The sequence below is a fragment of the Lutibacter sp. Hel_I_33_5 genome (assembly GCF_007827455.1).
Taxonomy (GTDB): domain Bacteria; phylum Bacteroidota; class Bacteroidia; order Flavobacteriales; family Flavobacteriaceae; genus Polaribacter.
Window position 1 is genome coordinate 664361 of record NZ_VISM01000001.1, and the last position, 25355, is coordinate 689715.

The following is a 25355-nucleotide window of genomic DNA, read 5'->3' on the forward strand; positions in this document are numbered from 1 at the left end:
ACAATGTAAGATAATTATGCCTTCAATATCTAAAAAAGGAACTGCAATGCCACAATCACCAATTAGAAAATTGGTGCCATTTGCTGAAGCTGCTAAAAAAAGAGGAACTAAGGTGTATCATTTAAATATTGGACAGCCCGATATTAAAACACCACAAGTAGCCTTAGATGCTGTAAAGAATAATACTATTTCTACACTTGCTTACGCCCGTTCTGAAGGTTCTGAAGTCTACAGAACTAAATTAGCAAACTATTACAGTAAAAATAATATACACGTTTCTGCAAATAATATTATTGCAACAACTGGAGGTTCTGAAGCCTTGCTTTTTACAATCGGAAGTATTACAGATCCAGGTGACGAAATTATTATACCAGAACCATTTTACGCGAATTATAATGGATTTTCTACAGCTTCTGGAGTAAAAGTTGTTCCTGTAATTTCTAGCATAGAAGATAATTTTTCGCTTCCTAAGATTGAAGATTTTGAAAAACTAATCACAGAGAAAACTAAGGCCATTTTAATTTGTAATCCAGGGAATCCAACAGGGTATTTATATTCTGAAGAAGAAATAGAAAAACTAAAACAGATTGTCTTAAAACATGATTTGTTTTTAATTGCTGATGAAGTGTATCGTGAATTTACCTATGATGGTTTAGAACATAATTCGATTATGTCTTTAAATGGATTAGAAAAAAATGCAATTATTATAGATTCTGTTTCTAAACGATATAGTATGTGTGGCGCAAGAATTGGATGTATTGTTTCTAAAAATGATGAATTTATACAAACTGCCATTAAGTTTGCACAAGCACGATTAAGTCCGCCTACATACGCTTTAATCGCTTCTGAAGCGGCTTTAGAAACACCACAAAGTTATTTTGATGATGTTATTGAAGAATATGAAGAACGTAGAAATACATTAATTTCTGAATTAGAAAAAATTGATGGTGTAAAAGTTGCTAATCCAAAAGGAGCTTTCTATTGTGTAGCTCAATTACCAGTTGAAGATACCGATGATTTTGCACAATGGATTTTAGAAAGTTTTCATCATAATAATGAAACGGTAATGGTTGCTCCTGCTAGTGGATTTTATTCAACTAAAGGAGAAGGAAAAAATCAAGTTAGAATTGCTTATGTTTTAAATAAAAGTGATTTAATTCGTTCTGTAGAAATTATTTCTGTAGCGTTAAAACAATATAATAGTTAGTTGAAAATTCAAGAAAACATATCCTTAAAAAAGTATAATACATTTAATATTGATGTAAACGCTAAACGTTTTATTTCAATAAATTCTGTCTATGAATTACAGCAACTTTTAAAAACTGAAAAAGATATCTTTTTGATTTCTGGTGGAAGTAATATGTTACTTACAAATGATATTAAAAAACTAGTTGTACATCTTGATATTAAAGGGATTTCTATAGATAGAGAAAATCATGATGATGTTTACCTAACTGTAAATGCTGGTGAAAACTGGCATGAATTTGTTTTATGGTGTGTTTCTCAAAATTATGGTGGTTTAGAAAATTTATCTTTAATTCCTGGTAATGTAGGTACATGTCCGATACAAAATATTGGTGCTTATGGAGTTGAAGTAAAAGATACAATTACAAGAGTAGAAGCTATTGATATTGAAACTGGAAAGTTAATTGAATTTTCGAATGCTGAATGCAATTTTGGTTACAGAAACTCTATTTTTAAAAATGAAGTTAAAGGCAAATATATTTTAACTTCTGTAAGTTTTTTACTCACCAAGAAAGAACATCAATTAAATACTTCGTATGGTGCTATTGAAACTGAATTAACTTCAAAAAATATAAAAACTCCAACATTAAAAGATATTTCTGATGCTATAATTTCAATTAGAAAATCAAAATTACCTGATCCAAAAGAAATTGGTAATAGCGGTAGTTTTTTTAAAAACCCAGTAATTTCTAAAAAACATTTTGATAAACTAAAAGAGAAATTCCCTAAAATTCCTAGTTATACAATTTCAGAAACTGAAATTAAAGTACCTGCTGGTTGGTTAATTGAACAATCTGGCTTTAAAGGTAAACGATTTGGTGAATTTGGCGTCCATGAAAAACAAGCGTTGGTACTTGTTAATTATGGAAATGCTAACGGAAAAGAAATTTTTGAACTTGCAGAAAAAATTCAAAAAAAAATCAAACAAAATTTTGAGATTGACTTAGAAATTGAGGTTAATATTATTAACTAAATCCTATTAACTTTCTTTTTTTAAAAGCTTAATATCTTCAATTAATTGAGCAACAGAAGCTCTGTTTAATCCATTATAAATACCTCGAATATGCTTGTTTTCATCAACTAGAATAAAGTTTTCTGTATGAAGAAAATCATCTATTCCTTTTGGTTCTCCTAAGTTTTCTTCTACAAAATACGATTTTCTTCCTAAATCATAAATTTGTTTTATATCACCAGTTAGAAGATGCCAATTCTTCCCAATATTATTTTCTAGAGCATAGTCTTTTAATTTAGAAATACTATCTATACTTGGAGTTACCGAATGCGAGAGTAATATAATAGAGTCATCATTTTTAAATTCTTCTTGAATTAAATTCATATTTTTTGTCATCGTCGGACATATACCTGGACATGTTGTAAAAAAGAAATCAGCAACATAAATTTTATTTTCTAATGTTTTCTGAGAAATTTTTTCTCCGTTTTGATTTCTTAATTCAAAGTTAGGAATCTTATGGAATTCAATTAATTTATTACTGTTATTTGGAATCCAATTAGGTGTAAAAGAAGCTTCATTGTAATAAGGTAAAGCATCTATTTTTTTCACTTCACTTTTATTATTTTTACAACTAACAAAAACAATTGAGAATAAAATTATTAAGCTATTTTTTAACATATTCAACTAACTTTTCATTTTTTAATTGATAGCATTTATTTGCTCTTCTTAAGCCATAAACTCTTCCGTTTTTAGCTTCATAATTAACATACAACTTACCATTTTCCAACCAAGCTTTTTGTAATCCATTTTCTTTCCCATTTAAAACATTTCTAATTTTCGCAATTTTACCAGAAGGATACCATTTCTTTTCAATACCATTTTGAACACCATTTGTATAAATTAATTCTGATGATTTTTGTCCATTATCCCACCAACTTTTATACAATCCTTCAATCCTATTCTGATTATAAAAATATTCTAACTTTATATTTCCACTTGAAAACCATTTTTTAACAATTCCTTGCCTTTTGCCATTATAAAAACCTGTTTTTTCTTTTAATTGATTATTATCAAAATAACTAATTGCAAAACCATTAAAAGGTACATTTTGATAAAACCAAACACCTTTATTTTGATCAAGTCTTAATTCTTTTTTATCAACTTTAAAGTCAATAATTTTTATCGTATTAACATCTATATTTTCATCTAAATTTTTAGAAGTTGATTTATTACTACAACTAATAAGTAAGATGAAATTAAAGAACAATAAAAATGTTTGATTTATTTTCAATTTTTAATATCCTTGATATGGGCCAGCAAAAGCTAAGTAAGAACCTGTTGTTGAATATAACTCATTAATTATATGATAATGATATTCTGAATTACTATCACTATGTTGGGTTGTAGATTTATGACCTCCAGAGACATCTAAATCAGTTGGGTACGTTCCTGTAGAATTACATTTTCTTCCATATAGAAAAACTCCATCTAACAAAATACCTACTAATTTATCATCATCATTAGAAAAAGCTTTTGGCTCTAAATGATAATGATAAACTCCTGGACCAATATGAGCTCCTGTCCAATCAAGACTTGCTGCTGCTTGATCTAAAGGTCCCCCTCCTTCTTGATCATTAAAAATTGATGCTCCACTAACTGCGATTCCAATTGTGTTAAAATTTGTTGCAACAGTAGAACCTGTTAAATTAGGAGTAGCATCTACTCTAATTGTAGTTGCATTATTATTACTAGAAATTATACTTGGAGTTAAATTTACAGTTGGCTCATCTCTGTAAAGTGAATTTCCAGAACCCCAATAAACAGTTTCATGATTTGGCAAACCTGTTGTTTCAATAACAACATTACTTCCATCTAAATAAATAGTAGTCGCTTCTTTATTAAATTCAGCAAAAGCTGCGTGTAGCGTACCGGAAGTTGTTTCTACAGTATCTTCAGATGCAGAACTACATGCCATTACACCTATTAAACATAAAACAATGAGGGATGAAATTTTAATAAACTGATTTTTTATCATGATTTTTAGCTTTAATTTAGTATTACTATAATCATTAGACCTCATCAAATTAAAAAAGTTTAATTCTATATAAAAAAACCAGATAAACATATGTTTATCTGGTTTGTAGAATATAAAAATTGATAAGTTTATTCTTTATCAAATAATGCTTTATGAATAAATCCTGCTACTATCGCACCAGCAATTGGAGCAACCCAGAATAACCAAGACTGTGTTAAAAACTCACCGCCAGCAAAAATTGCCTGACTCATAGAACGTGCAGGGTTTACTGATGTATTTGTAATAGGAATACTAATTAAGTGAATTAATGTTAACCCTAAACCAATAGCGATTGGCGCAAAACCTTTTGGTGCTCTTTCGTTTGTACTTCCTAAAATAATTAATAAGAAAAATAAAGTTAATAAGAATTCAGCAACAAAAGCAGCAGTAATATTAAAGCCACCTGGAGATAAATGTCCATATCCATTAGCTGCAAAACCACCGACACCATCAAATCCAGATTTGTTAGAAACGATAAGGTATAAAGCACAAGCAGCAAGAATAGCTCCTACTAATTGAGAAATTATATAAGGTATTAATTCTTTTGCAGAAAATTTTCCTCCAGCCCAAAGACCAAAAGAAACTGCGGGATTAAAATGTCCGCCAGAAATATGTCCAACAGCATATGCCATAGTTAATACTGTTAAACCAAAAGCAAGTGCAACACCTGCAAAACCAATTCCTAAATCTGGAAAAGCAGCAGCAAATATTGCGCTACCACAACCTCCAAAAACTAACCAAAATGTTCCGAATAACTCGGCAAAGTATTTTTTCATAATTATAAAAATTTAAAATAGTTGAATGTAAATATGACACTTAAAAAAATAAAAGTCACAACCCTAAATATACGATAAATTAATTGCTCCCTAAAAGTAGAGTTTCATTATCTTTGCAAAACAAAATCCATTTTCATGAAATTAGTTATACTTACTGTTGGATTATTATCGCTTGCTGTAGCTGGGATTGCAATTAAAATTTGGGCTAAAAAAGATGGCAAATTTGCTGGTACTTGTGCCAGTCAAAACCCTATGTTAAATCAAGACGGTGAGGCTTGTGGGTTTTGTGGAAAAACTCCAGATCAGTTTGAGAATTGTGCAGAACCACAACACAATTAATCTTTTTATTAAATGATAATTACTGTATTTTTCTACTTTTTTGTAGCAGTTACAGCCATACAAATTATTTACTACCTTTCTTTTTTATCATTTTTATCAGCTAAAAAAAAGAAGTCAAACAACATTAAAAACCTTCCTATTTCGGTAATTATTTGTGCAAAAAATGAAGCACAAAATTTACAGAAATACCTTCCTTCAGTCATCAATCAAAAATATAACGATTTTGAAATTGTTTTAATCAACGATGCTTCTTCAGATGATACTCTTGAAGTAATGGAGAATTTTGAGAAAAAAAATAATAACATAAAAATTGTTGATGTAAAAAACATTGAAGCTTTCTGGGGTAATAAAAAATATGCATTAACACTTGGAATTAAAGCTGCAAAAAATGAGCACCTATTATTTACTGATGCGGATTGTTTAATTTCTTCTGATAATTGGATTTCAGAAATGAGCACTCGTTTTAACGAGGAAAAAACAATTATTTTAGGTTATGGAAAATACGCAAAAACTAAACGTTCTTTGGTAAATTTATTAGTGAGATATGAAACATTACTTACTGCAATTCAATATTTTTCGTACGCAAAATTAGGTTCGCCTTATATGGGTGTTGGTAGAAACTTAGCTTATACTAAATCTGATTTTTTTAAAACAAAAGGATTTATTAGTCATTTACATATTAGGTCTGGAGATGATGATTTATTTATCCAAGATGCTGCTTCTAATACCAATACAACTATTTGCACTTCATTAGATAGTTTTACTGTTTCTGATGCTCCTACCAGCTTACAGGAATGGTTTCGTCAAAAGAGAAGGCATATTTCTACATCTGACTATTATAAATTTAAGCATAAATTTTTTTTAGGCTTATTTTATACGTCAAAAGTATTTTTTTACATGTTATCAATTATTTTTTTAATTTATAACTGGAAAATAAGTTTACCGTTAATAATCCTTTATTATTTGATTTGTTATATTTCTGTTGGTCTTTCAGCAAAAAAATTACAGGAAACACAAGTGCTATTTTTCTTGCCTTTTTTAGAAATTTTCTTACTATTATTTCAATTTACTATATTTATAGCCAACTCTATTTCAAAACCTGTTCATTGGAAATAAAAAAAGAAGAATTACTTACACAAATTAAAAAAGCAAAAAAAGGGAGTCAATCTGCCTTTAATATTTTATTAGATACTTTTTGGAGTAGTGTTTATGCATTTTTATTAAAAAAAGTACATAATGATAATGATGCTGAAGATATTACCATTCAAACTTTTTCTAAGGCATTTGATAGAATTGAAACTTTTGATGAAAAATATCAATTCAAAACTTGGCTGATTAGTATTTCTAAAAATGTTCATATTGATTATTTGCGTAAAAAGAAATCTTCTAATTCCATTGAAACTACCAAAGAGCAAGAAGATGAAGTTTATACTGTTATGGATGATGCTTTATCTCCTGAAGATAAACTTATTACAGAACAAAACTTAGCTAAACTACTAAAGGACATTAAAAAATTAAAGCCTAAATATCAGGAAGTTATCAATCTAAGATACTTTCAAGAATTGAGTTATAAAGAAATCTCGGAACATATTAAAGAACCCATGAATAACGTAAAAGTAAAACTTTTACGTGCTAGAAAATTGTTGGCAGAGATCATTAAGAATTAGTACTTATGAAAAAATCATTCTTAAATTCTTTAGGTCCAGGATTACTTTTTGCAGGCGCAGCAATTGGTGTATCTCATTTGGTACAATCTACACGAGCTGGTGCAGAATTTGGATTTGGTTTATTATGGGCATTGTTATTAGTACATCTATTTAAATATCCTTTTTTTCAGTTTGGGCCACGTTATGCTGCGGCAACAGGAGAAACTTTATTAGACGGTTATAAAAAACTCGGTAAAAATGTTTTAGCTATTTATTTTGTATTGAGTTTCGGAACTATGTTTACTATACAAGCTGCCGTTACTATTGTTACTGCAGGGTTAGCTTCTCAACTTTTTGGCATCACAGATAATCTAGTGTTATGGTCTGTTGTTATTACAATTATTAGCATTCTAATTCTAGTAGTTGGTAAATATAAATTGTTGGATAATTTAATGAAATACATTATCCTTATCCTGACTGTTAGCACAATTATAGCTGTTAATGTAGCATTATTTAGTACAAAAGAAAGTTTTGAAATAACACAGATATTCCCAAGTGGAACTATAGAAATCACTTTTTTAATTGCTTTTTTAGGTTGGATGCCAGCACCTTTAGATATTTCTATTTGGCATTCGCTTTGGTCTATTGAAAAGGAAAAAAATACGTTTCAAAAAATAAAACCCAAACAAGCCATTTTCGACTTTAATGTTGGGTATATCGGTACATTATTTTTAGGAGTTTGCTTTGTTATGTTGGGAGCTTTAGTGATGTATCATTCTGGTGAAACCTTTTCTAATAAAGGTGGTGTATTTGCATCACAATTAATACAATTATATACTAAAAATCTTGGTGAATTCTTTTACATTTTTATTGCTGTAGCAGCATTTACAACTATGTTTAGCACAACAATAACAACGTTAGATGCTTCTCCTAGAGCTATGACAAAAACAACCAATTTATTATTTAAAAAGAAAACAATATTCAATTATTGGTTTTGGATTCTTTTTTTAGGGTTTGGAACATTTATTATCCTAAACTTCTTCTTAGCTGATATGGGATTTTTAGTAAAACTAGCAACTATTTTATCTTTTTTAACGGCTCCTTTTTATGCTATTTTAAACTATCTATTGATTACTGGAAAACATACACCAAAAGAACATCAACCTTCCATCTATTTAAAAACTTTAAGTATTCTTGGAATTGTATTTCTTATTGGTTTTAGCATTTGGTTTTTACTCAATTTATAAAACAATTCTTTGTAACTTTGCAGTTCATTAATTAAGCATGTCAGAGAACGCTGTTATTACTCCAGAGAGACAAAAAAAACCAAAATGGTTACGTGTAAAATTACCTGTTGGTAAAAAATACACAGAACTTAGAGGTTTAGTAGATAAATACAAATTAAACACTATTTGTACCAGTGGAAGTTGCCCTAATATGGGTGAATGTTGGGGTGAAGGAACTGCAACATTTATGATTCTTGGTAATACTTGTACTCGTTCTTGTGGATTTTGCGGTGTAAAAACCGGAAGACCAGAAACTGTAGAATGGGATGAACCAGAAAAAGTTGCTCGATCTATAAAAATTATGGGGATTAAACATGCCGTAATCACTTCTGTAGATAGAGATGATTTAAAAGATGGCGGCTCAATTATTTGGGCAGAAACTGTTGATGCAATTAGAAGAGCAAATCCAAACACAACGCTAGAAACTTTAATTCCTGATTTTCAAGGAAATGAAAAGTTAATTGATAGAATTATTGAGGTACACCCAGAAGTAGTTTCTCACAATATGGAAACTGTAAGAAGACTAACTAGAGAAGTTAGAATTCAAGCAAAATACGAAAGAAGTTTAGGTGTTTTAAAATACTTAAAAGAAAAAGGGATGCGTACAAAATCTGGTATTATGCTTGGTTTAGGCGAAACTGAAGAAGAAGTAATCCAAACCATGAAAGATGTAAGAAATGTTGGATTAGATGTTATTACTATTGGTCAATATTTACAACCTTCTAAAAAGCATTTACCTGTTAAAGAATTTATTACTCCAGAACAATTTAAAAAATACGAAACTCTTGGTTTAGAAATGGGCTTTATGTACGTAGAAAGTGGTGCATTAGTCCGTTCTTCTTACAAAGCACATAAACATGCTAACTAATTGTTAAGTTTTTGTAAAAACCTATAACTAAATCATTTATGGCACAATACTTGTGAAAGTATTATCGAGGAGACGTAGTAAACCTCTTCATTGTGTAAATTATTTGAATTAGTTGATAAAAAACCATCTCGCAGAGATGGTTTTTTTCTTTCTATCTATAATCGTTTGAATTATTCTTTTATTATTTTCCTTGTAATTATTTGATTTTCAGAGTTAATTCTTAAAAAATATATTCCTGAAGAAAATTCAGAAGTATCAATCTTATGATTTCTTAATGATTTTTCTTTAGAGAAATACACTAGTTTTCCATCTAAAGAAAATAGCCTAATTTCTGCTTTAGTATTTAAATCAGTTACAATATTTAAACTTTTACTAACTGGATTAGGGTATGCACTAATTTTCTTATCAAGTAAATTAGAATCCTCAGTAGATAGTGTTACACCGAATAAAGGTATTCTCCATACACCTCTTCCCCAAGTACCTGCATATAATTTAGATTCTGCAGTATTAATTGTAAGGTCATTGATACTAACATTTGGTATAAGGTTTGAATAATTTTGCCAGCTAGACAATGTATTATCAATATAATAAATTCCATAACTCATACCAACATACAAACCATCTTTGGCATTATCTTGCCATGCTAATACATTAGCTGAAAAACTTGGTAAACCAGTTTTTTTAGCATTCCAAGTAACACCGCCATCTGTACTTATAAATATCATATCCTGATGCGTTGTTGCGATTGCTATTTTATTTGCATCCTTTGGGTGTACTTTTACATCAATAATAAAACCTGATGGAATAGTAGTAACCTCAGTCCAATCTCCACTACTACCTCCTGTAGTCGTTTTAAATAATTTTTCTCCAATAACTGCATAAATAGTTTTATTATCGGTTGGAGCAATCGCTAATAGATCTAATTTAGTGCCAAAATCTTGAGAAATTGAACTCCAAGAATCCGATCCATCAATAGATTTAAATACTTGTTCATATCCTATATAAATAGTTTCGTTTTCTGTTGGATCTGGTATAAAAGGAGTTATAAAATTACCTTTACCTGTAGGAGAGGTAAAAGTACCATCTAAATTATCTGCTCCATCTGTAGTCTTAACCACCCCTCCTTCTTGCGTTGTACCATAAATTATGTTACTATTGGTATTATGAAAAAAAGAAGGACCTCCATCTGCACCAAACCAATTTTTCCAAGTAGAGTTTATATAAGAAGTTGTTCCATTATCTTGTGAACCTCCTGTAACCTTAGAGGTTGCATCTTGAAAAACACCAATTTTATAAAACTGATGAATTCCCATCCCTGTAGTTAAATCTTTATAATAAGTATTATTAATTGCTCCTGCAGGATCATTTGCAACATAAACACCTCCATCACTTACTACAAACAATTCATTTCCATAATAAAGCACATCGTCTATATCTGCATGGCAATACCCTAAATCCGTAACTGTACTGTCATATGCCCAATGAGCAGTCATTGTAAATGTTGTTCCCCCATCTAATGATCTATATGGATTGATTCCAGCTATATGAACCTCATTACTATTTGTTGTAGAAACAGCTATTGCCATATCTCTTGGAGCTTGACCTCTTGTATCTGTTCCTTCTATTGATGAACCGAAGTAGTTTTTACCTGTATGATCTTTTTTGGTAAAAATTGCTCCTGAATCTGAGGAAGCATAAAAACCGTTAAATACGCCATTTTTTTCTTCAATTACATAAACTATAGATGCATTATGTGGTGAAACACCAACTTGTTTTAAACCCTCATTATCAAAACCTGAAATTACAGACCAAGTAGCTCCTCCATCTGTAGATTTATTAAAGTTTTTACCCGTAGCATAAATTGTATTATAATCACCTGGTTTAAACTCAACATCTAATCCATCAGTATCCGTGGTTACTTTAGTCCAATTATCTCCAGAATCAATAGATTTATAAATACCAAAACCTTGTCCAGTAGCAAATAGTATTTTTGGATCATTAGGATTAATTATAATTTTAGTAACATCTCCTCCTTCAATATTTTGAGTTTTAGACCATATAGTACCGCTATTTGTAGATTTATAAATTTCTCCATTAATACCTCCCCAATAATACGTACTTGAAATTGTTGGATGAATAGCTAAAGAATATACATCCATGCTGGTAAAGTTATCAGATAAAGGAGTCCAAGTTCCTCCTTTATCAATAGTTCTCCATACACCGCCAGAATGTGCTCCAATTATCATATGATTAGCATCATTAGGATCAATTGCTATGTGGGTAATTCTTCCTATACCTGGGTTATAACCTGTTGTAACAGTAACATTAGTTGGCCCTAATTGTTCCCAACTATTTACAGCCAATCTAGAAGATTTTGATTCTAAGTTTAATTCTGCATTATACCTTTTAAGTTCATTGATATAAAAAGAATTCCTTTTAACAAATCCATTTTCATCAACTTTCCGTTTAGCATTATATTCCCATCTCTTGTACTGTTTATAACCTGTACCTCTTCCTTCTCCTTTAATTGAGAAATAATTATTTGCTTCTTTTTGAATTTCTTTAAAGGTAAAAGTTCCTTTGGATATCATTTTTTTATACTCTTGTCCATAAGAAATTGAACAAACAAAAAGTACAAGTGGGAAAATGTATTTTTTAATCATTGTAGTATATTTAATTAGTTACGGTAAAAGTACTTAAATTTATTCTAGCCCTTTACATAGCACTTATAATATCATATTTTGTAATTATATGATGCTTACCATTTTCTAAATCAACTAAAACAGCTGGGTTTTCCTTGGTGATTAATTTAGAAACCTCTTCAATTCCTGCTGATTTTTTCACAATAGGAAACGCTGCTCCCATGACTTCTTTTATGGGTTTATCCGCAATATCTTTATCAGCAATAAAACTATGCAATAAATCAGATTCATCTACAGATCCAACAAATCCATTAGCGTCTCTAACTGGAATTTGAGATATTTTAAAATCACGCATTCTTTCAATGGCATGAGAAACTAATTCTTCTGTTTGTAAAGTTACCATAGATTTGTCAACATGACTTTTTATTAAATCTGCAGCGGTTGTTACTTCTTCTTCAAGGAAACCTCTATCTCGCATCCAATCATCATTAAACATTTTACCCACATACCTACTTCCATGGTCATGAAATAACACCACAACGACATCATCTTTTGTAAAATGCTCTTTTAATTGTAACAAGCCTTTAATAGCCGAACCTGCAGAATTACCTACAAAAATCCCTTCTTCTTTGGCAATTTTACGTGTATAAACTGCCGCATCTTTATCTGTTACTTTTGTAAACCCATCTATTAAAGAAAAATCTACGTTTTTAGGTAAAATATCTTCTCCAATTCCTTCTGTGATGTAAGGATAAATTTCGTTCTCATCAAAAATACCAGTTTCATGATATTTTTTAAAAACTGAACCATACGTATCTACGCCCCAAATTTTAATATTCGGATTTTTCTCTTTTAAGTATTTAGCTGTTCCAGAAACAGTTCCACCAGTACCTACACCAACAACAAAGTGGGTGATTTTACCATCTGTTTGTTCCCAAATTTCTGGTGCAGTTTGTTCATAATGCGCTACAGCATTTGACGGATTATCATATTGATTTACATACCAAGAATTTGGTGTTTCTTTCCCTAATCGTTTAGATACTGAATAATATGACCTTGGATCATCTGGTTCTACATTTGTTGGACAAACCACAACCTCAGCTCCAACAGCACGTAAAATATCCATTTTTTCTTTGGATTGCTTATCAGAAATAACAAAAATACATTTGTAACCTTTTACAATAGCTGCTAATGCTAAACCCATCCCTGTATTTCCAGAAGTACCTTCAATAATTGTTCCTCCTGGTTTTAAACGTCCATCAGCTTCTGCATCTTCAATCATTTTTAACGCCATTCTATCTTTTACAGAATTTCCTGGGTTAAATGTTTCTACTTTTGCTAACACTAAAGCATCCACTTCTTTTGTTACAGAATTTAAGCGAACCATTGGTGTATTACCAATAGTTTCCAATATATTTTTTGCGTAATTCATCGTCATATTTTGATGAAACAAAGTAACGAAATAAAATAGATAAATTATGAAGTTATGGAAATTTTGATGTAAAATCAATTAATCAAATAAAATTAACCTCTCAAAAACTTAATAAATTATTAATTATGCAAATTTGATTGATTTGACTGGGAGTATTTTTGTAATTATATAAGAAGGTATTACAAGCATTACAAAACATAAAACCAATGTTCCAAGATTTAAAAGTAGAATATACCCTATATTAAAATACACAGGAATCTTAGTTACATAATAGGTTTCTGGATCTAAAGAAATTATTCCAAATTGTTTTTGAGTCATTAGTAGAACGAATGCTATTATATTTCCCCAAAACAATCCTTTTAAAATTAAATAGGCAGCATTATATAAAAATATTTTTCTAACACTGGTATCATTAGAACCTAATGCCTTTAAAATACCAATCATTTGCACTCTTTCTAAAATCATCACTAACAAAGCGGTAATCATATTAATACTAGCCACTAAAATCATAATTCCAATAATAAACCACACATTATTATTGGTTAGTTTTATCCAATCAAAAATTGCAGGATTATTACCAACAATAGTCATGCTATTTAATGTTGAACCAATTGAACTGTAGACTTCGTTTCCTTTTTGTTTTAACTCATCAAAATCATCAATCAATACCTCAAAACCTCCAACTTGATTTTCGTTCCATTTATTTAATCGTTGTACTTCTCTAATATCTCCAAGAATAACTGAACCATCAAATTGAGCAAAACCAGTATCATAAACACCAACAATAACTTGCTTTCTTTTACTTGGTAAGGATTTTCTAGAGTCTTTTAAAAAGTATGTATTGATAGTATCATTCAATTTTAAACTTAAACGATTCATAATAGTTTTAGAAACTAATATTTCCCTACAACGCTCTAAATTTAAATTCGGAATTCTACCTTCTTTTAAATAACTCTTAAAAAAAGACCAATCATAATCGGTAGAAACACCTTTCATTAAAATACCTTCAAAATCAGTTTCTGTTCTTATAATCCCTCCTCTACTTGCAACTATTTGTACATTTTTAATACCGCTGATATCTTTAAACGCTGGATAGAAATCTTGATTTTTATCAATCGGACTTGTAGAAACATCAGAATTATTATTATCATAATTCATAATTTGAATATGACCTTTAAAACCAGCCATTTTATCACGAATTTTATGCTGAAAACCATCACCAACAGTAACCGCAATCATCATAATAATAAAACCTAAAGCAATTGCAGTGATTGCAATTTTTATTATTGGCGATGAAATGCTATTTTTATACTCTTTGCCAGCAATGATGCGTTTGGCTATAAATAACTCGTAATTCAATCTTTATGAAATTAAGTAGATTCAAAAGTACATATTTATTATTGTTTTTATTGATGAATTTTCAGCTGATTTCTTGTGCGCAGAAGACAAAAGGTCAAAGATTAAAGGTGAAAAGTGAAAGTTTAAAAACAGAAAAACCTAAAATTAAAACTGGTGCGGAAAGAACAAACCTTTATTTGAATATTTTAAAAGGAAAAATTGTTGCTGTGGTGGCGAATCAGACTTCGGTTATTTTTAGAGAAGTAAGAAACAGCAAGAAAAAAGCAAAACATTTAGTAGATACTCTTTTAGCTTTAAATATTAATTTGAAAAAAGTTTTTTCTCCAGAACATGGTTTCAGAGGAAAAGCTGATGCCGGCGCTCATGTAGATGATGGGATTGACACAAAAACTGGATTGCCTATTTTATCACTCCATGGAAAAAACAAAAAACCTACTAAAGATCAATTAAAAGGTATTGATATCGTTGTTTTTGATATTCAAGATGTTGGCGTACGTTTTTACACCTACATTTCTACTTTACATTATGTTATGGAAGCTTGTGCAGAAGCAGGAATTCCTGTGATAGTTTTAGACAGACCAAACCCTAACGGACATTATGTTGACGGACCCGTTTTAGAACCTAAACATTCAAGTTTTGTTGGTAAACACCCTGTTCCTGTTGTTTATGGAATGACGATTGGCGAATACGGACACATGATTAACGGCGAAAATTGGTTAGCAAATAGTGTTCAATGTGATTTAACTGTTATTCGATTAGCAAATTACACACACAAAACTACTTATAGTTTACCGATAAAACCTTCACCGAATTTACCAAATGATAAAAGTATAAACCTCTATCCTAGTTTAGGTTTTTTTGAAGGCACAACTATAAACGCTGGTAGAGGAACAAGTACTCAATTTCAAATGTATGGTGCACCTTTTTTTAAGGAAACTAAATTTAGCTATACACCAAAAGCTAATGAAGGTGCTAAATACCCAAAACACAAAAACAAACTTTGTAACGGTATAGATTTACGTACTAATAAACATTTAAGTCGTTTAGACTTATCATTTTTGAAAGATGCCTATAAACGAACTCCAATAAAAGAAAAATTCTTCGGAAAAACATTTACAATTCATGCAGGTACTAAAAAACTACAACAACAAATTGAGCAAGGTTTAACAGAATCTCAAATTAGAAGAACTTGGACTAAAGATTTGAAAGCGTTTAAGAAAGTTAGAAAGAAGTATTTGATTTATGAGTAATTGTCATTCCTGCAAAGGCAGGAATCCAGACTTCAAAAATACATGAAAACAATCCATCAATATTATGTTTATATTTTAGCAAGCAAGATTAGAGGAACATTATATATTGGTGTAACTAATGATTTACAAAGAAGAGTTTACGAACACAAAATGGGAATCAAAAAAGGTTTCACTCAAAAGTATAACGTAAGTAAACTAATGTATTTTGAGACATTTCAAAGCATTGAAGAAGCAATTACAAGAGAAAGTAATATGAAGAAATGGAAACGTGACTGGAAAATAAAACTGATTGAAAAAGACAACATAAAATGGTTAGATTTACCTAAAGATTGGTATGATAACATTTTAAAGGATTAGTTTGGATTCCTGCCTACGCAGGAATGACAAAAAAAAGTAGTTGACATACCTAATCGTAAGTTTTCATAGACAATTCAACTTTTTCTATTTCTTTGTTAAAAAAGCAGGAAGTCATTGTAGTATAAAGTACTGTCTGGTCTTTTGTACTTAGTTTTATAAGCAATCATTCGCTACTCCAAATTAGTCGGTTTCCTATATCCTTGAAAGGGTTGTTTTAATAATTCTTTTAAAGAAGAGTTTGTTGCTTCATCTGGAAAAGTATCAACACCATAATTAATTTTTTCTCTATCTAATTCTAAGTAGGTTCCAAAAATTCTATCCCAAATAGAAAAGATATTTCCGTAATTAGAATCTGTATACGGCAACATATTATGATGATGCACTTTATGCATATCTGGCGAAACCAATACAAAACTAATTAACTTATCAATCTTCCTCGGCATTTTAAGATTAGCATGCGTAAACTGAGTAGAAATTAACGAACAAGATTGATACAACATAACAATTCCAATGGGTGTTCCTACTAGAAAAATACCTAATAAGGTAAATGTAAAACGGATAACACTTTCTATTGGATGATGTCTATTCGCCGTAGTAGTATCAACTTTATGATCTGTGTGATGTACCAAATGCACCATCCATAAAGGTTTTACTTTGTGCTCTGTAAAATGCGCTAAGTACGCTCCGAAAAAATCTAAGAAAACAACACCTAAAACCACATACAACCACAAAGGCATTTCTGGTAACCAATTAATTAATCCAAAATTATTGACTTGTACCCAATCTGCAGTTTGTAGTAATAAAAACGCCAATGCAAAATTTATGATAATGGTTGTTGCTGTAAAAAACAGATTCGGAAAGGCATGTTTCCATTTTTTATATTTAAAATTAAATAGCGGTAATGCACCCTCTAAAAGCCAGAAAAAAGTAATTCCTCCAACAACAATAGCTGCTCTATGTGGCGAGGGTATATTCTCAAAATAATGTATGATTGTTTCCAAGTTGATGTATTTTTTCTAAAAATAGAAAAAATGTTGGTCATGGCGAACAAAGTGAAGCAATCTTTTTAAAAGGATACTACGATTTTTTAAAAATTCTTGCAGTGACAATTCTTAACTTCTTCTCTTCTTAACCTTCCCTTCTATTGGCATTCGCTTTTTTAAAGCTTCAACAATATTATAAGCAGCTGGACAAACTGCAGTATTCTCTATAGTTAAGTTTGTAATCTGACTAAACTTTTTTCTATTCGTATGCGGATATTCTGCACACGCTTTAGGTCTCACATTATAAATAAAACAGGTATTATCAGATTCATCTAAAAAAGTACAAGGAGCAGATTTTAAAACCATAAAATCATCTTCATCACGTTCTAAATATTGCTTTTCAAAAGCAGATACTTTCATTTTTAAATGTTTAGAAATACGCTCTATATCTACATTTGTAAAGATTGGACTAGTCGTTTTACAACAATTCCCGCAGTCTAAACAATCCGTTTTTTTAAATTCTTCTTCATGCAATTCTTGCATGACATAATCTAAGTTTTTAGGAGTTCGTTTTTTTAATCTAGCAAAATATTTCTGATTCTCTTTTTTAACATCTGCCGCTAATTTTGGTAGTTCTTCTAAACGTTTTTCCATACAGCAAATTTAGCTATAAATTCTAAGGAAAAATCATTCAAAAAAAACAAATAAAATATGTAATTTTGCACTTCAATTTTAATTGATAAAATGAATATTCAAAATCGAATAGAAGCTACAGTAAAAGAAGGTTTTTTAGCGTTGTATGAAACTGAAATTCCGTCTGTAGAATTTCAAGCTACTCGTAAAGAATTTGAAGGTGACATTACCGTTGTTGTTTTTCCTTTATTACGCTACAAAAAAGGGAATCCTGTTCAGATTGGCGAAGATTTAGGAAAGTATGTTGTTGAAAATATTGATGTAATTACCAATTACAATGTTGTAAAAGGTTTCTTAAATTTAGTGATAGAAGATACTTTTTACACTAACTTCTTCAATTCAATTTATTCGGATGCTACTTACGGATTCAATAAAAACACCGAAGATAGAACTCCTAGAATGGTTGAATATTCATCGCCAAACACTAATAAACCACTTCATTTAGGCCATGTTAGAAATGTTCTTTTAGGATATTCTGTTTCAGAAATATTAAAAGCTGCAGGTCATAAAGTGTATAAAACTCAGATTATAAACGATCGAGGAATACATATTTGTAAATCGATGTTAACTTGGGAAAAGTTCGGAAACGGAGAAACTCCTGAATCAACAGGTTTAAAAGGTGATAAATTGGTTGGAAACTATTATGTAAAGTTCGACCAAGAATATAAAAAAGAGATTGCTCAATTAATATCCGAAGGAAAAACTGAAGACGAAGCTAAAAAAGAAGCACCGCTTTTTTTAGCAGCGAAAGAAATGTTATTGAAATGGGAAGCTGGAGATGAGCAAGTTGTTGCTCTTTGGAAAGAAATGAATGGTTGGGTTTATAAAGGTTTTGATGTTACTTACAAAAATATTGGAGTAGATTTTGATAAACTATATTACGAAAGCAATACGTACCTTTTAGGAAAAGATATCATTGAAGAAGGATTAAAGTCTGGTGTTTTTTACAAAAAAGATGATGGTTCGGTTTGGTGTGATTTAACCGAAGATGGTTTAGACGAAAAGTTAGTATTACGTTCTGATGGAACAGCTGTCTATATGACACAAGATATCGGAACTGCAATTCAACGTGCAAAAGATTTTACTGACGTTGGCGGAATGGTCTATACTGTTGGAAATGAGCAAGATTATCATTTTAAAGTATTGTTTTTAATTCTTAAAAAATTAGGGTATTCTTGGGCAGAAAGTTTATATCATTTAAGTTACGGAATGGTAGATTTACCTTCTGGAAAAATGAAATCTAGAGAAGGAACTGTTGTAGATGCTGATGATTTAATGGTTGAAATGACAGAAACTGCTAAAACTATTTCTGAAGAATTAGGAAAATTAGACGGATATTCTGAGGCTGAAAAAAATGAATTATACAATACAATAGGTTTAGGAGCATTAAAATATTTTATTTTAAAAGTAGATCCTAAAAAAAGAATCTTGTTCGATCCTAAGTCTTCCGTAGATTTCCAGGGAAATACTGGTCCTTTTATTCAGTATACCTATGCTAGAATTCAGTCTATTATTAGAAAGGCAAATTTTGACTATAATGTCATATCTAGCGATGTAGAGATATCTTTACATGCTAAAGAAAAAGAATTAATAAAACAATTAGAGATTTATCCTGAAGCAATACAACAAGCTGCGACTAATTATTCGCCTGCAGTGATTGCAAATTACACATATGATCTGGTTAAAGAATTTAATTCTTTTTATCAAAATGTATCAATTTTAGGTGAGGAAAATCAAGATAAAAAAATATTTAGAGTACAGTTAGCTAATAAGGTTGCTAATACAATAAAATCGGCATTCAATTTATTAGGAATTCAGGTTCCAGAAAGGATGTAAAAATTAGTATCCAGTTACAGTAAGTAGTTGGCCGTAAAGAATTATAGTAAATATATAGGTGAGTTTGGGATTGAACGGTTTTTAAGAGCTCTTTTTAAGTTGTCAGTTCGAGTGAATTTATGAAGAATGAATAAATTTATATCGAGAACAAAGCTAAAAAAAGCGAGTAGTAAAAGCCCGCTCGAAAGCCATAAATAAACAACTATTAAAATATTGAAAAATTTATTAGTATTATTTTTATTTTTATTATCAATTAATAATTTTTCTCAAGAAAGAGGAATTATTCATTTAAGAGATGGTTCTAAATTAATAGGTTCTATTGAAGTTAAACCAAATGGAAAAATAAAATATAGAAAAGATAAAAATAGTAAAAAGGAAATTTTAGATCATAAGAGAGTAAAAAAACTAAGGTTTTTCAATGGAGGAAATTATGAGTATAAAATTTTAAATAACTCTATCATATTAGCTAGAATAGGGTTAATAGGTAAACTAAATTTATACTATTATTTAAAAGATTCTCCAGGTATGTATTTACCATTATACTCAAATGGGGTTCTAAGTGTTGGTGTAGAGTTATTTAAAGGAAAAGAAAAAAAAGGATATTATATTGGGCGAAAAAATGAAGACTTAATTGAAAATCTATTTTCAAACCCAAAAAGAGGAAAATTTTTTAGTGTAATCTCTAAATACACTTCAGACTGTCCAGAATTTATAAAATTAATAAAAAATAAAAGTGTAATAAAGAAAAAATTTGATTCTGATGTAGTTCAAATAATTAGATATTACAACCAAAATTGTAAATAAAAATAAAAACAACTAAAATTATTGAACGATTTTAAATCTTTCAATTTTAAATCTTTAAATAAAATATGAAATACGACGTAATAATTATCGGAAGTGGTCCTGGAGGATATGTGACTGCTATTAGAGCATCGCAATTAGGTTTTAAAACCGCTGTAGTAGAAAAAGAAAACTTGGGTGGAATTTGCCTTAACTGGGGTTGTATACCAACCAAAGCATTATTAAAATCTGCACAGGTTTATGATTATTTAAAGCATGTAGATCAGTATGGTTTAAAAGCAGAAGGAATTGATAAAGATTTTGACGCTGTTATTAAACGAAGTCGTGGCGTTGCAGACGGAATGAGCAAAGGTGTTCAATTCTTAATGAAGAAAAATAAAATCGATATTATTGATGGTTTCGGTAAAATTAAAACTGGTAAAAAGGTTGATGTTACTGCTGAAGATGGAACGGTAACTGAATATAGCGCAACTAATATAATTATTGCTACAGGTGCGCGTTCTAGAGTGTTACCAAATTTACCACAAGATGGTAAAAAAGTAATTGGTTATAGAGAAGCTATGAGTTTGCCAAGTCAGCCAAAATCTATGATTGTTGTTGGTTCTGGAGCTATTGGTGTTGAGTTTGCTCATTTTTATAATTCAATGGGAACTGATGTTACTATTGTAGAATTTATGCCAAATATTGTTCCTGTAGAAGATATTGATGTTTCTAAACAAATGGAGCGTTCGTTTAAAAAAGCTGGAATTAAGATCATGACAAATTCTTCAGTAGAATCTGTTGATACTTCTGGTGATGGTGTAAAAGCAACAGTAAAAACTAAAAAAGGAGAAGAAATTTTAGAAGCTGATATTGTATTATCTGCTGTTGGAATTAAAACAAACATTGAAAATATTGGTTTAGAAGACGTTGGTATTATTACTGATAGAGATAAAATTTTAGTAAACGATTGGTATCAAACAAATATTCCTGGTTATTATGCTATAGGTGATGTAACTCCTGGTCCTGCCCTAGCCCACGTTGCTTCTGCAGAAGGAATTACATGTGTAGAGAAATTAGCTGGTGTTCATACCGAAGCGATTGATTATGGAAATATTCCTGGTTGTACGTATGCAACTCCAGAAATTGCTTCTGTTGGTTTAACTGAAGAAAAAGCTAAAGAAGCTGGTTACGAATTAAAAGTAGGTAAATTTCCTTTTTCTGCATCAGGAAAAGCAACTGCTGCTGGAACACCAGAGGGATTTGTAAAAGTAATTTTTGATGCTAAATATGGTGAATGGCTAGGTTGCCATATGATTGGTGCTGGTGTTACCGATATGATTGCTGAAGCTGTTTTAGGTCGTAAATTAGAAACTACTGGTCATGAAGTGTTAAAAACAATTCATCCACATCCAACTATGAGTGAAGCTGTGATGGAAGCCGTTGCTGATGCGTATGATGAAGTGATACATTTGTAGATTTAGAAATAAGAATATAAATATTTGATAAATAAGACCTTGCCTTAAATGGTGAGGTTTTTTTGTTTAATTTATTTATTAAATATATTCTTTGGTATACTTTTTGATTTAACATTTTCTTAACACTTAAAAACCAACCTATGATTATTTCTAATACTAGTTTTAAGTTGATGGGAAATTTGTTATGAAAAAGAGTAAAACCGAAGCAAAATGCTTCGGTTTTTTTGTATCTTTAAAATACTTTAAATTAATCTTAAAAAATAATTAAAATGAAAGCAAAATATCAAAGCGTATTAAATTTAGGTCAGGAATTAGAAATTAAAAATGGAGATGTAAAAGAAGAAAATGGAGTTTTACACGTTACTGGAACTGCTAAAAACCTATATGAAAAGAATCTTATTTGGGATGAAATAAAAAAAGTAGGTGGTGAAAGCCCTACAGATATTATGGCTAATATTTCAGTAGAAGATGAATCTGTTTTTGCAAACCACACTGTACAAAGTGGAGAAACTTTAGGTAAGATTGCAAAACAATACTATGGAAATGCATCAAAATATACAACAATTTTTGAAGCAAATACATCTATTTTAAAATCTGCAGATCTTATACAAGTAGGTCAAGAATTAGTTATACCAAATTTATAAGAAGTTTCTTTTTACAATATTAAAACCGAAGTAATTTGCTTCGGTTTTTTTGTGCCATTAATTTTAGTTATACTTATATATTATACCTTTTAATAATATAACAAAAGAGGCTCGTAATTGAGCCTCTTTTATCTTCTTCAGGGGATTGCTATTTGGTAGTTATTATTAACACCACAAAAATAGATAATAACATAACTTATCTAACTATTAGTTCTTCATAGTTCTTGCTAAACAATCCCTCCTTTTATATTTATTAACGTTCCTTCGTTTATATTACTCTCAATTATTAAATCTAAATCTAACGTTTTTGCCCTAGATTTCATATTACTTAAACCAGATGACCTTTTCACTTCATTTACCTTAAAACCTATCCCATTATCTTTGATATATAATGACAATTTATTAGATGTTTTAAGATACTCAAGTTTCATCTCTACTTTAGTTGCACCTGCATGTTTAATTATATTATTAAGTGCTTCTTTTACAATTAAAATAAACTGTTTGTTCCAATAATTTGGTGTGCTTTTATCATTAAGAATTAAATAATTAAATTCAATATTTAGATCTTTCAATTTAGAAAACTCAATTGCAATATTTTCTATTCGCTGAGCAATTCTAAAAATTGAATTATTTTCAGAATTTGATGCCCAGATTAAATCTTTTACATCTATCATTAATTGGTAAATGTTATTTTTTAAGAATTCAGAGAATTTATTAAATTCTAGCGCATTAAAAGTATTCTTATTAAGTATACTTTCTAAGATAGAATTAGATGTAATAATAGCAGCAAATCTATTTCCGAAATTATCATGTAAATCTTTTGATATTTCATTTTGAATAGCATTAATTTTTTCTTCTAGATTTTTCTTATCTAGAAAACTCTTTTCTAACTCATGATTTTTAACCTTTAACCTATTATCCATCAGGACTTTGTCTCTTTTGTTTTTTTCCCTTTTAATAAAGATGATAATACTAACAATAACAATCAATATTAAAAAAATATTGATGATTTTATATTTAGTTGCCTTTTCATTTTCAATTATCAATTGAGAATTAGATCGCTCTAAGGCAACTTCATTATCAATACTTTTTAATAAAAATTCATTAGAGTGTTTCTTTTTATTTCTTAAGTAATTATTTAAAATTAAAGACTGATTATTAAATAAGTTTAGATAATAATTTAAAGAATCTTTATTATCATATTTCAAAAAATATTTTGTTTTATATAAGTATAAATTCACTTTATGCATCCATAAATACTCATCATTCCATAAAACACTTTCTAGCTTTTGACTCAGTAAAAAATCTAAGTTATTATTAGCATTATTATTTTTTTTATCATTCTCAAAAAGAGCATATGTATTAAACAATAAATAAATAGCTATAAACCTATTTTTTAAAGATTTAATTGTTTCTATTTCATCAAGGTTTTTAAAAAACTCTTCATTATTTAAGAAATCTAAAGCTTCTTCTGATGTTCTTAATAATTCGTCATAGTTTTTTCTTACAAATAAGGATCTCAGTTTAGTTTGGTAATAATAATATATACCTGATGATTTATTTTTTAAACACTCTTTTTTCACTAGAATAGCTAAGCTATCTAGTTTAACGTACTGCTTACTATCAAGAAATAGATTTAACATATTACTTTCAGCAATAAGTTTTCTTCTATTTTTAAGTTGATGTTTTTTTATACTATCAGAAATTGCTATTGACTTATTAAAATATAAGGCTGCTTTATCATAGGCAGATATTTGAGCGTAAACTAAACCAATACAATTATTATTTTCGGACTCAATCTCAAAATATTTTTTTTTGTGTAGTTTTTTTTCATTTTTCAATAAAAGATTAATTGCTTTTTTAAAATCGTCTTTATCAAGATAATATTTAAATACTTTATCTATGTTGCTTTTGATTATTTTTTTTTCGTTTACTATTTCTTGAGAAGAAACTTCATAAAAACTCAAGAGTACAAGAAAAAAAGTTAAATTTTTAACTCTGAATATCATTTAAGTTTTCTCAAAATTTTTAATGCTTCAATCTTAGAGTTTACATTCAGTTTTAAATAGATCTTTTGAATGTGGTAATTAACGGTGCTAGCAGATATAAATAGTTTTTCTGCTATACTCGAATACGTGTTTCCGTTAAGTAATAAAGAAGCAATTTCATTTTCTCTTTCAGAAAACATTTTAATTTTATTAAATCGTAATTCTTCTACTAATTTAAGAGTTACATTTTCGCTTAAAGGAATCCCTCCTTTTTCTAATAAATTTAATGTTTTTAATAATTCTTCTTCACTAATGGGTTTAATAAGGTAACCATCTGCATGATTTTTTATTGAGTCTATTACTATTGAACTTTCTTCATGAATACTAATTAAAATCATTTTAATATCTGAATTAATTTTCTTCACCCTTTTTAATCCTTCTATTCCACTGAGTCCAGGTAGATTTACATCACTAATTATAATATCTACATTATTAGTATCAATAAAAATTAATAAATCTTCAATATTTGAAAACGCTTTAACAAGATGGTAATCAGTGTAATTAGAGAAAAAATATTTATACGATTCTAAGAGGACTTTATCGTCTTCTACAATAACAACTTTTTGCAATCCATTCATACTAAAACAAATTAAAAATTTGCTATATATAAGAAGTTTTACATACTGTAAAATGTATAGCAAATATTATTAAACCAAAATGTTTTTTG

24 protein-coding genes are annotated in these 25355 nt (G+C 29.4%); 13 read left to right on the forward strand and 11 right to left on the reverse strand.

Annotation, left to right across the window (positions count from 1 at the left end):
• Positions 1-16: 16 nt before the first annotated feature.
• Positions 17-1207 (forward strand): pyridoxal phosphate-dependent aminotransferase, encoded by a 1191-nt coding sequence (locus OD91_RS02865; protein ID WP_144894893.1) that lies wholly within the window; start codon positions 17-19, stop codon positions 1205-1207.
• The gene (murB, locus tag OD91_RS02870; RefSeq protein WP_144894894.1) at positions 1208-2218 is read left to right on the forward strand and encodes a UDP-N-acetylmuramate dehydrogenase; all 1011 of its coding nucleotides are present in this window, start codon (positions 1208-1210) and stop codon (positions 2216-2218) included.
• Positions 2219-2224: 6 nt separating this feature from the next.
• On the opposite strand, the gene OD91_RS02875 is transcribed toward murB, so the two are convergent.
• From OD91_RS02875 to aqpZ, 4 genes are all read right to left on the reverse strand, one after another.
• The gene (locus OD91_RS02875) at positions 2225-2806 is read right to left on the reverse strand and encodes an SCO family protein (protein ID WP_255513149.1); all 582 of its coding nucleotides are present in this window, start codon (positions 2804-2806) and stop codon (positions 2225-2227) included.
• 55 nt (positions 2807-2861) lie between these two features.
• A complete protein-coding gene (locus OD91_RS02880; RefSeq protein ID WP_144894896.1) occupies positions 2862-3488 on the reverse strand; it encodes a toxin-antitoxin system YwqK family antitoxin in 627 nt (208 codons plus the stop codon).
• Positions 3489-3491: 3 nt separating this feature from the next.
• Positions 3492-4232 (reverse strand): YHYH protein, encoded by a 741-nt coding sequence (locus tag OD91_RS02885; protein WP_144894897.1) that lies wholly within the window; start codon positions 4230-4232, stop codon positions 3492-3494.
• A 128-nt stretch (positions 4233-4360) separates the two neighbouring features.
• Positions 4361-5047, reverse strand: a complete 687-nt coding sequence (aqpZ, locus tag OD91_RS02890; RefSeq protein WP_144894898.1) for an aquaporin Z — start codon at positions 5045-5047, stop codon at positions 4361-4363.
• A gap of 135 nt (positions 5048-5182) precedes the next feature.
• Here aqpZ and OD91_RS02895 point away from each other — a divergent pair, with 135 nt between their 5' ends.
• The 5 genes from OD91_RS02895 to lipA are packed head-to-tail and all read left to right on the forward strand — an operon-like array spanning position 5183 to position 9186.
• Positions 5183-5386: a membrane or secreted protein gene (locus OD91_RS02895; RefSeq protein WP_144894899.1), complete on the forward strand. Its 204-nt coding sequence runs from the start codon at positions 5183-5185 to the stop codon at positions 5384-5386.
• A 12-nt stretch (positions 5387-5398) separates the two neighbouring features.
• Positions 5399-6502 carry a glycosyltransferase gene (locus OD91_RS02900; RefSeq protein ID WP_186434382.1) on the forward strand — a complete coding sequence of 368 codons (1104 nt, stop codon included), beginning with the start codon at positions 5399-5401 and terminating at the stop codon, positions 6500-6502.
• Entirely contained in the window at positions 6493-7053 is a 561-nt protein-coding gene (locus OD91_RS02905; protein WP_144894900.1) for an RNA polymerase sigma factor, read from the forward strand. The genes OD91_RS02900 and OD91_RS02905 overlap by 10 nt, the downstream gene beginning before the upstream one ends.
• 5 nt (positions 7054-7058) lie before the next feature.
• Complete coding sequence (locus OD91_RS02910; protein WP_144894901.1) at positions 7059-8279, forward strand: NRAMP family divalent metal transporter; 1221 nt, start codon at positions 7059-7061, stop codon at positions 8277-8279.
• A 37-nt stretch (positions 8280-8316) separates the two neighbouring features.
• The gene (gene lipA, locus OD91_RS02915; RefSeq protein ID WP_144894902.1) at positions 8317-9186 is read left to right on the forward strand and encodes a lipoyl synthase; all 870 of its coding nucleotides are present in this window, start codon (positions 8317-8319) and stop codon (positions 9184-9186) included.
• A 170-nt stretch (positions 9187-9356) separates the two neighbouring features.
• On the opposite strand, the gene OD91_RS02920 is transcribed toward lipA, so the two are convergent.
• The 3 genes from OD91_RS02920 to OD91_RS02930 all read right to left on the reverse strand — a co-directional run bounded on the left by OD91_RS02920 (position 9357) and on the right by OD91_RS02930 (position 14619).
• Positions 9357-11849, reverse strand: coding sequence for a T9SS type A sorting domain-containing protein (locus tag OD91_RS02920; RefSeq protein ID WP_144894903.1), 2493 nt, complete (start codon positions 11847-11849; stop codon positions 9357-9359).
• 52 nt (positions 11850-11901) lie between these two features.
• The gene (locus OD91_RS02925) at positions 11902-13260 is read right to left on the reverse strand and encodes a pyridoxal-phosphate dependent enzyme (RefSeq protein ID WP_144894904.1); all 1359 of its coding nucleotides are present in this window, start codon (positions 13258-13260) and stop codon (positions 11902-11904) included.
• A 123-nt stretch (positions 13261-13383) separates the two neighbouring features.
• Positions 13384-14619, reverse strand: coding sequence for an ABC transporter permease (locus tag OD91_RS02930; protein WP_144894905.1), 1236 nt, complete (start codon positions 14617-14619; stop codon positions 13384-13386).
• Between the two features lie 5 nt (positions 14620-14624).
• Between OD91_RS02930 and OD91_RS02935 the strand changes: the two genes are divergently transcribed.
• Both OD91_RS02935 and OD91_RS02940 read left to right on the forward strand, forming a co-directional pair.
• Entirely contained in the window at positions 14625-15869 is a 1245-nt protein-coding gene (locus OD91_RS02935) for an exo-beta-N-acetylmuramidase NamZ domain-containing protein (protein WP_186434383.1), read from the forward strand.
• 42 nt (positions 15870-15911) lie between these two features.
• Positions 15912-16226 (forward strand): GIY-YIG nuclease family protein, encoded by a 315-nt coding sequence (locus OD91_RS02940; protein WP_144894906.1) that lies wholly within the window; start codon positions 15912-15914, stop codon positions 16224-16226.
• Positions 16227-16396: 170 nt separating this feature from the next.
• On the opposite strand, the gene OD91_RS02945 is transcribed toward OD91_RS02940, so the two are convergent.
• A complete protein-coding gene (locus tag OD91_RS02945) occupies positions 16397-17227 on the reverse strand; it encodes a sterol desaturase family protein (RefSeq protein ID WP_144894907.1) in 831 nt (276 codons plus the stop codon).
• A 111-nt stretch (positions 17228-17338) separates the two neighbouring features.
• Positions 17339-17863, reverse strand: a complete 525-nt coding sequence (locus OD91_RS02950) for a YkgJ family cysteine cluster protein (RefSeq protein WP_144894908.1) — start codon at positions 17861-17863, stop codon at positions 17339-17341.
• A 90-nt stretch (positions 17864-17953) separates the two neighbouring features.
• Here OD91_RS02950 and argS point away from each other — a divergent pair, with 90 nt between their 5' ends.
• From argS to OD91_RS02970, 4 genes are all read left to right on the forward strand, one after another.
• Entirely contained in the window at positions 17954-19738 is a 1785-nt protein-coding gene (gene argS, locus OD91_RS02955) for an arginine--tRNA ligase (protein ID WP_144894909.1), read from the forward strand.
• A gap of 213 nt (positions 19739-19951) precedes the next feature.
• Positions 19952-20542, forward strand: a complete 591-nt coding sequence (locus OD91_RS02960) for a hypothetical protein (RefSeq protein ID WP_144894910.1) — start codon at positions 19952-19954, stop codon at positions 20540-20542.
• Positions 20543-20607: 65 nt separating this feature from the next.
• Positions 20608-21996 carry a dihydrolipoyl dehydrogenase gene (gene lpdA, locus OD91_RS02965; protein ID WP_144894911.1) on the forward strand — a complete coding sequence of 463 codons (1389 nt, stop codon included), beginning with the start codon at positions 20608-20610 and terminating at the stop codon, positions 21994-21996.
• Between the two features lie 269 nt (positions 21997-22265).
• Entirely contained in the window at positions 22266-22640 is a 375-nt protein-coding gene (locus OD91_RS02970; protein WP_186434384.1) for a LysM peptidoglycan-binding domain-containing protein, read from the forward strand.
• A 227-nt stretch (positions 22641-22867) separates the two neighbouring features.
• Here OD91_RS02970 and OD91_RS02975 read toward each other — a convergent pair whose 3' ends face one another.
• Complete coding sequence (locus tag OD91_RS02975) at positions 22868-24481, reverse strand: sensor histidine kinase (protein WP_222428663.1); 1614 nt, start codon at positions 24479-24481, stop codon at positions 22868-22870.
• A gap of 164 nt (positions 24482-24645) precedes the next feature.
• The gene (locus OD91_RS02980; protein WP_144894914.1) at positions 24646-25266 is read right to left on the reverse strand and encodes a response regulator transcription factor; all 621 of its coding nucleotides are present in this window, start codon (positions 25264-25266) and stop codon (positions 24646-24648) included.
• Positions 25267-25355 lie beyond the last annotated feature (89 nt).

Bases quoted from the DNA above. Each gene is read 5' to 3' on its own strand.
- aqpZ (WP_144894898.1), bottom strand. From the start codon at position 5,047: ATGAAAAAATACTTTGCCGAGTTATTCGGAACATTTTGGTTAGTTTTT.
- OD91_RS02970 (WP_186434384.1), top strand. From the start codon at position 22,266: ATGAAAGCAAAATATCAAAGCGTATTAAATTTAGGTCAGGAATTAGAA.
- OD91_RS02885 (WP_144894897.1), bottom strand. From the start codon at position 4,232: ATGATAAAAAATCAGTTTATTAAAATTTCATCCCTCATTGTTTTATGT.
- OD91_RS02925 (WP_144894904.1), bottom strand. From the start codon at position 13,260: ATGAATTACGCAAAAAATATATTGGAAACTATTGGTAATACACCAATG.
- argS (WP_144894909.1), top strand. From the start codon at position 17,954: ATGAATATTCAAAATCGAATAGAAGCTACAGTAAAAGAAGGTTTTTTA.
- OD91_RS02920 (WP_144894903.1), bottom strand. From the start codon at position 11,849: ATGATTAAAAAATACATTTTCCCACTTGTACTTTTTGTTTGTTCAATT.
- OD91_RS02935 (WP_186434383.1), top strand. From the start codon at position 14,625: ATGAAATTAAGTAGATTCAAAAGTACATATTTATTATTGTTTTTATTG.
- lpdA (WP_144894911.1), top strand. From the start codon at position 20,608: ATGAAATACGACGTAATAATTATCGGAAGTGGTCCTGGAGGATATGTG.
- OD91_RS02940 (WP_144894906.1), top strand. From the start codon at position 15,912: ATGAAAACAATCCATCAATATTATGTTTATATTTTAGCAAGCAAGATT.
- OD91_RS02980 (WP_144894914.1), bottom strand. From the start codon at position 25,266: ATGAATGGATTGCAAAAAGTTGTTATTGTAGAAGACGATAAAGTCCTC.
- OD91_RS02950 (WP_144894908.1), bottom strand. From the start codon at position 17,863: ATGGAAAAACGTTTAGAAGAACTACCAAAATTAGCGGCAGATGTTAAA.
- OD91_RS02910 (WP_144894901.1), top strand. From the start codon at position 7,059: ATGAAAAAATCATTCTTAAATTCTTTAGGTCCAGGATTACTTTTTGCA.
- OD91_RS02865 (WP_144894893.1), top strand. From the start codon at position 17: ATGCCTTCAATATCTAAAAAAGGAACTGCAATGCCACAATCACCAATT.
- lipA (WP_144894902.1), top strand. From the start codon at position 8,317: ATGTCAGAGAACGCTGTTATTACTCCAGAGAGACAAAAAAAACCAAAA.
- OD91_RS02900 (WP_186434382.1), top strand. From the start codon at position 5,399: ATGATAATTACTGTATTTTTCTACTTTTTTGTAGCAGTTACAGCCATA.
- OD91_RS02895 (WP_144894899.1), top strand. From the start codon at position 5,183: ATGAAATTAGTTATACTTACTGTTGGATTATTATCGCTTGCTGTAGCT.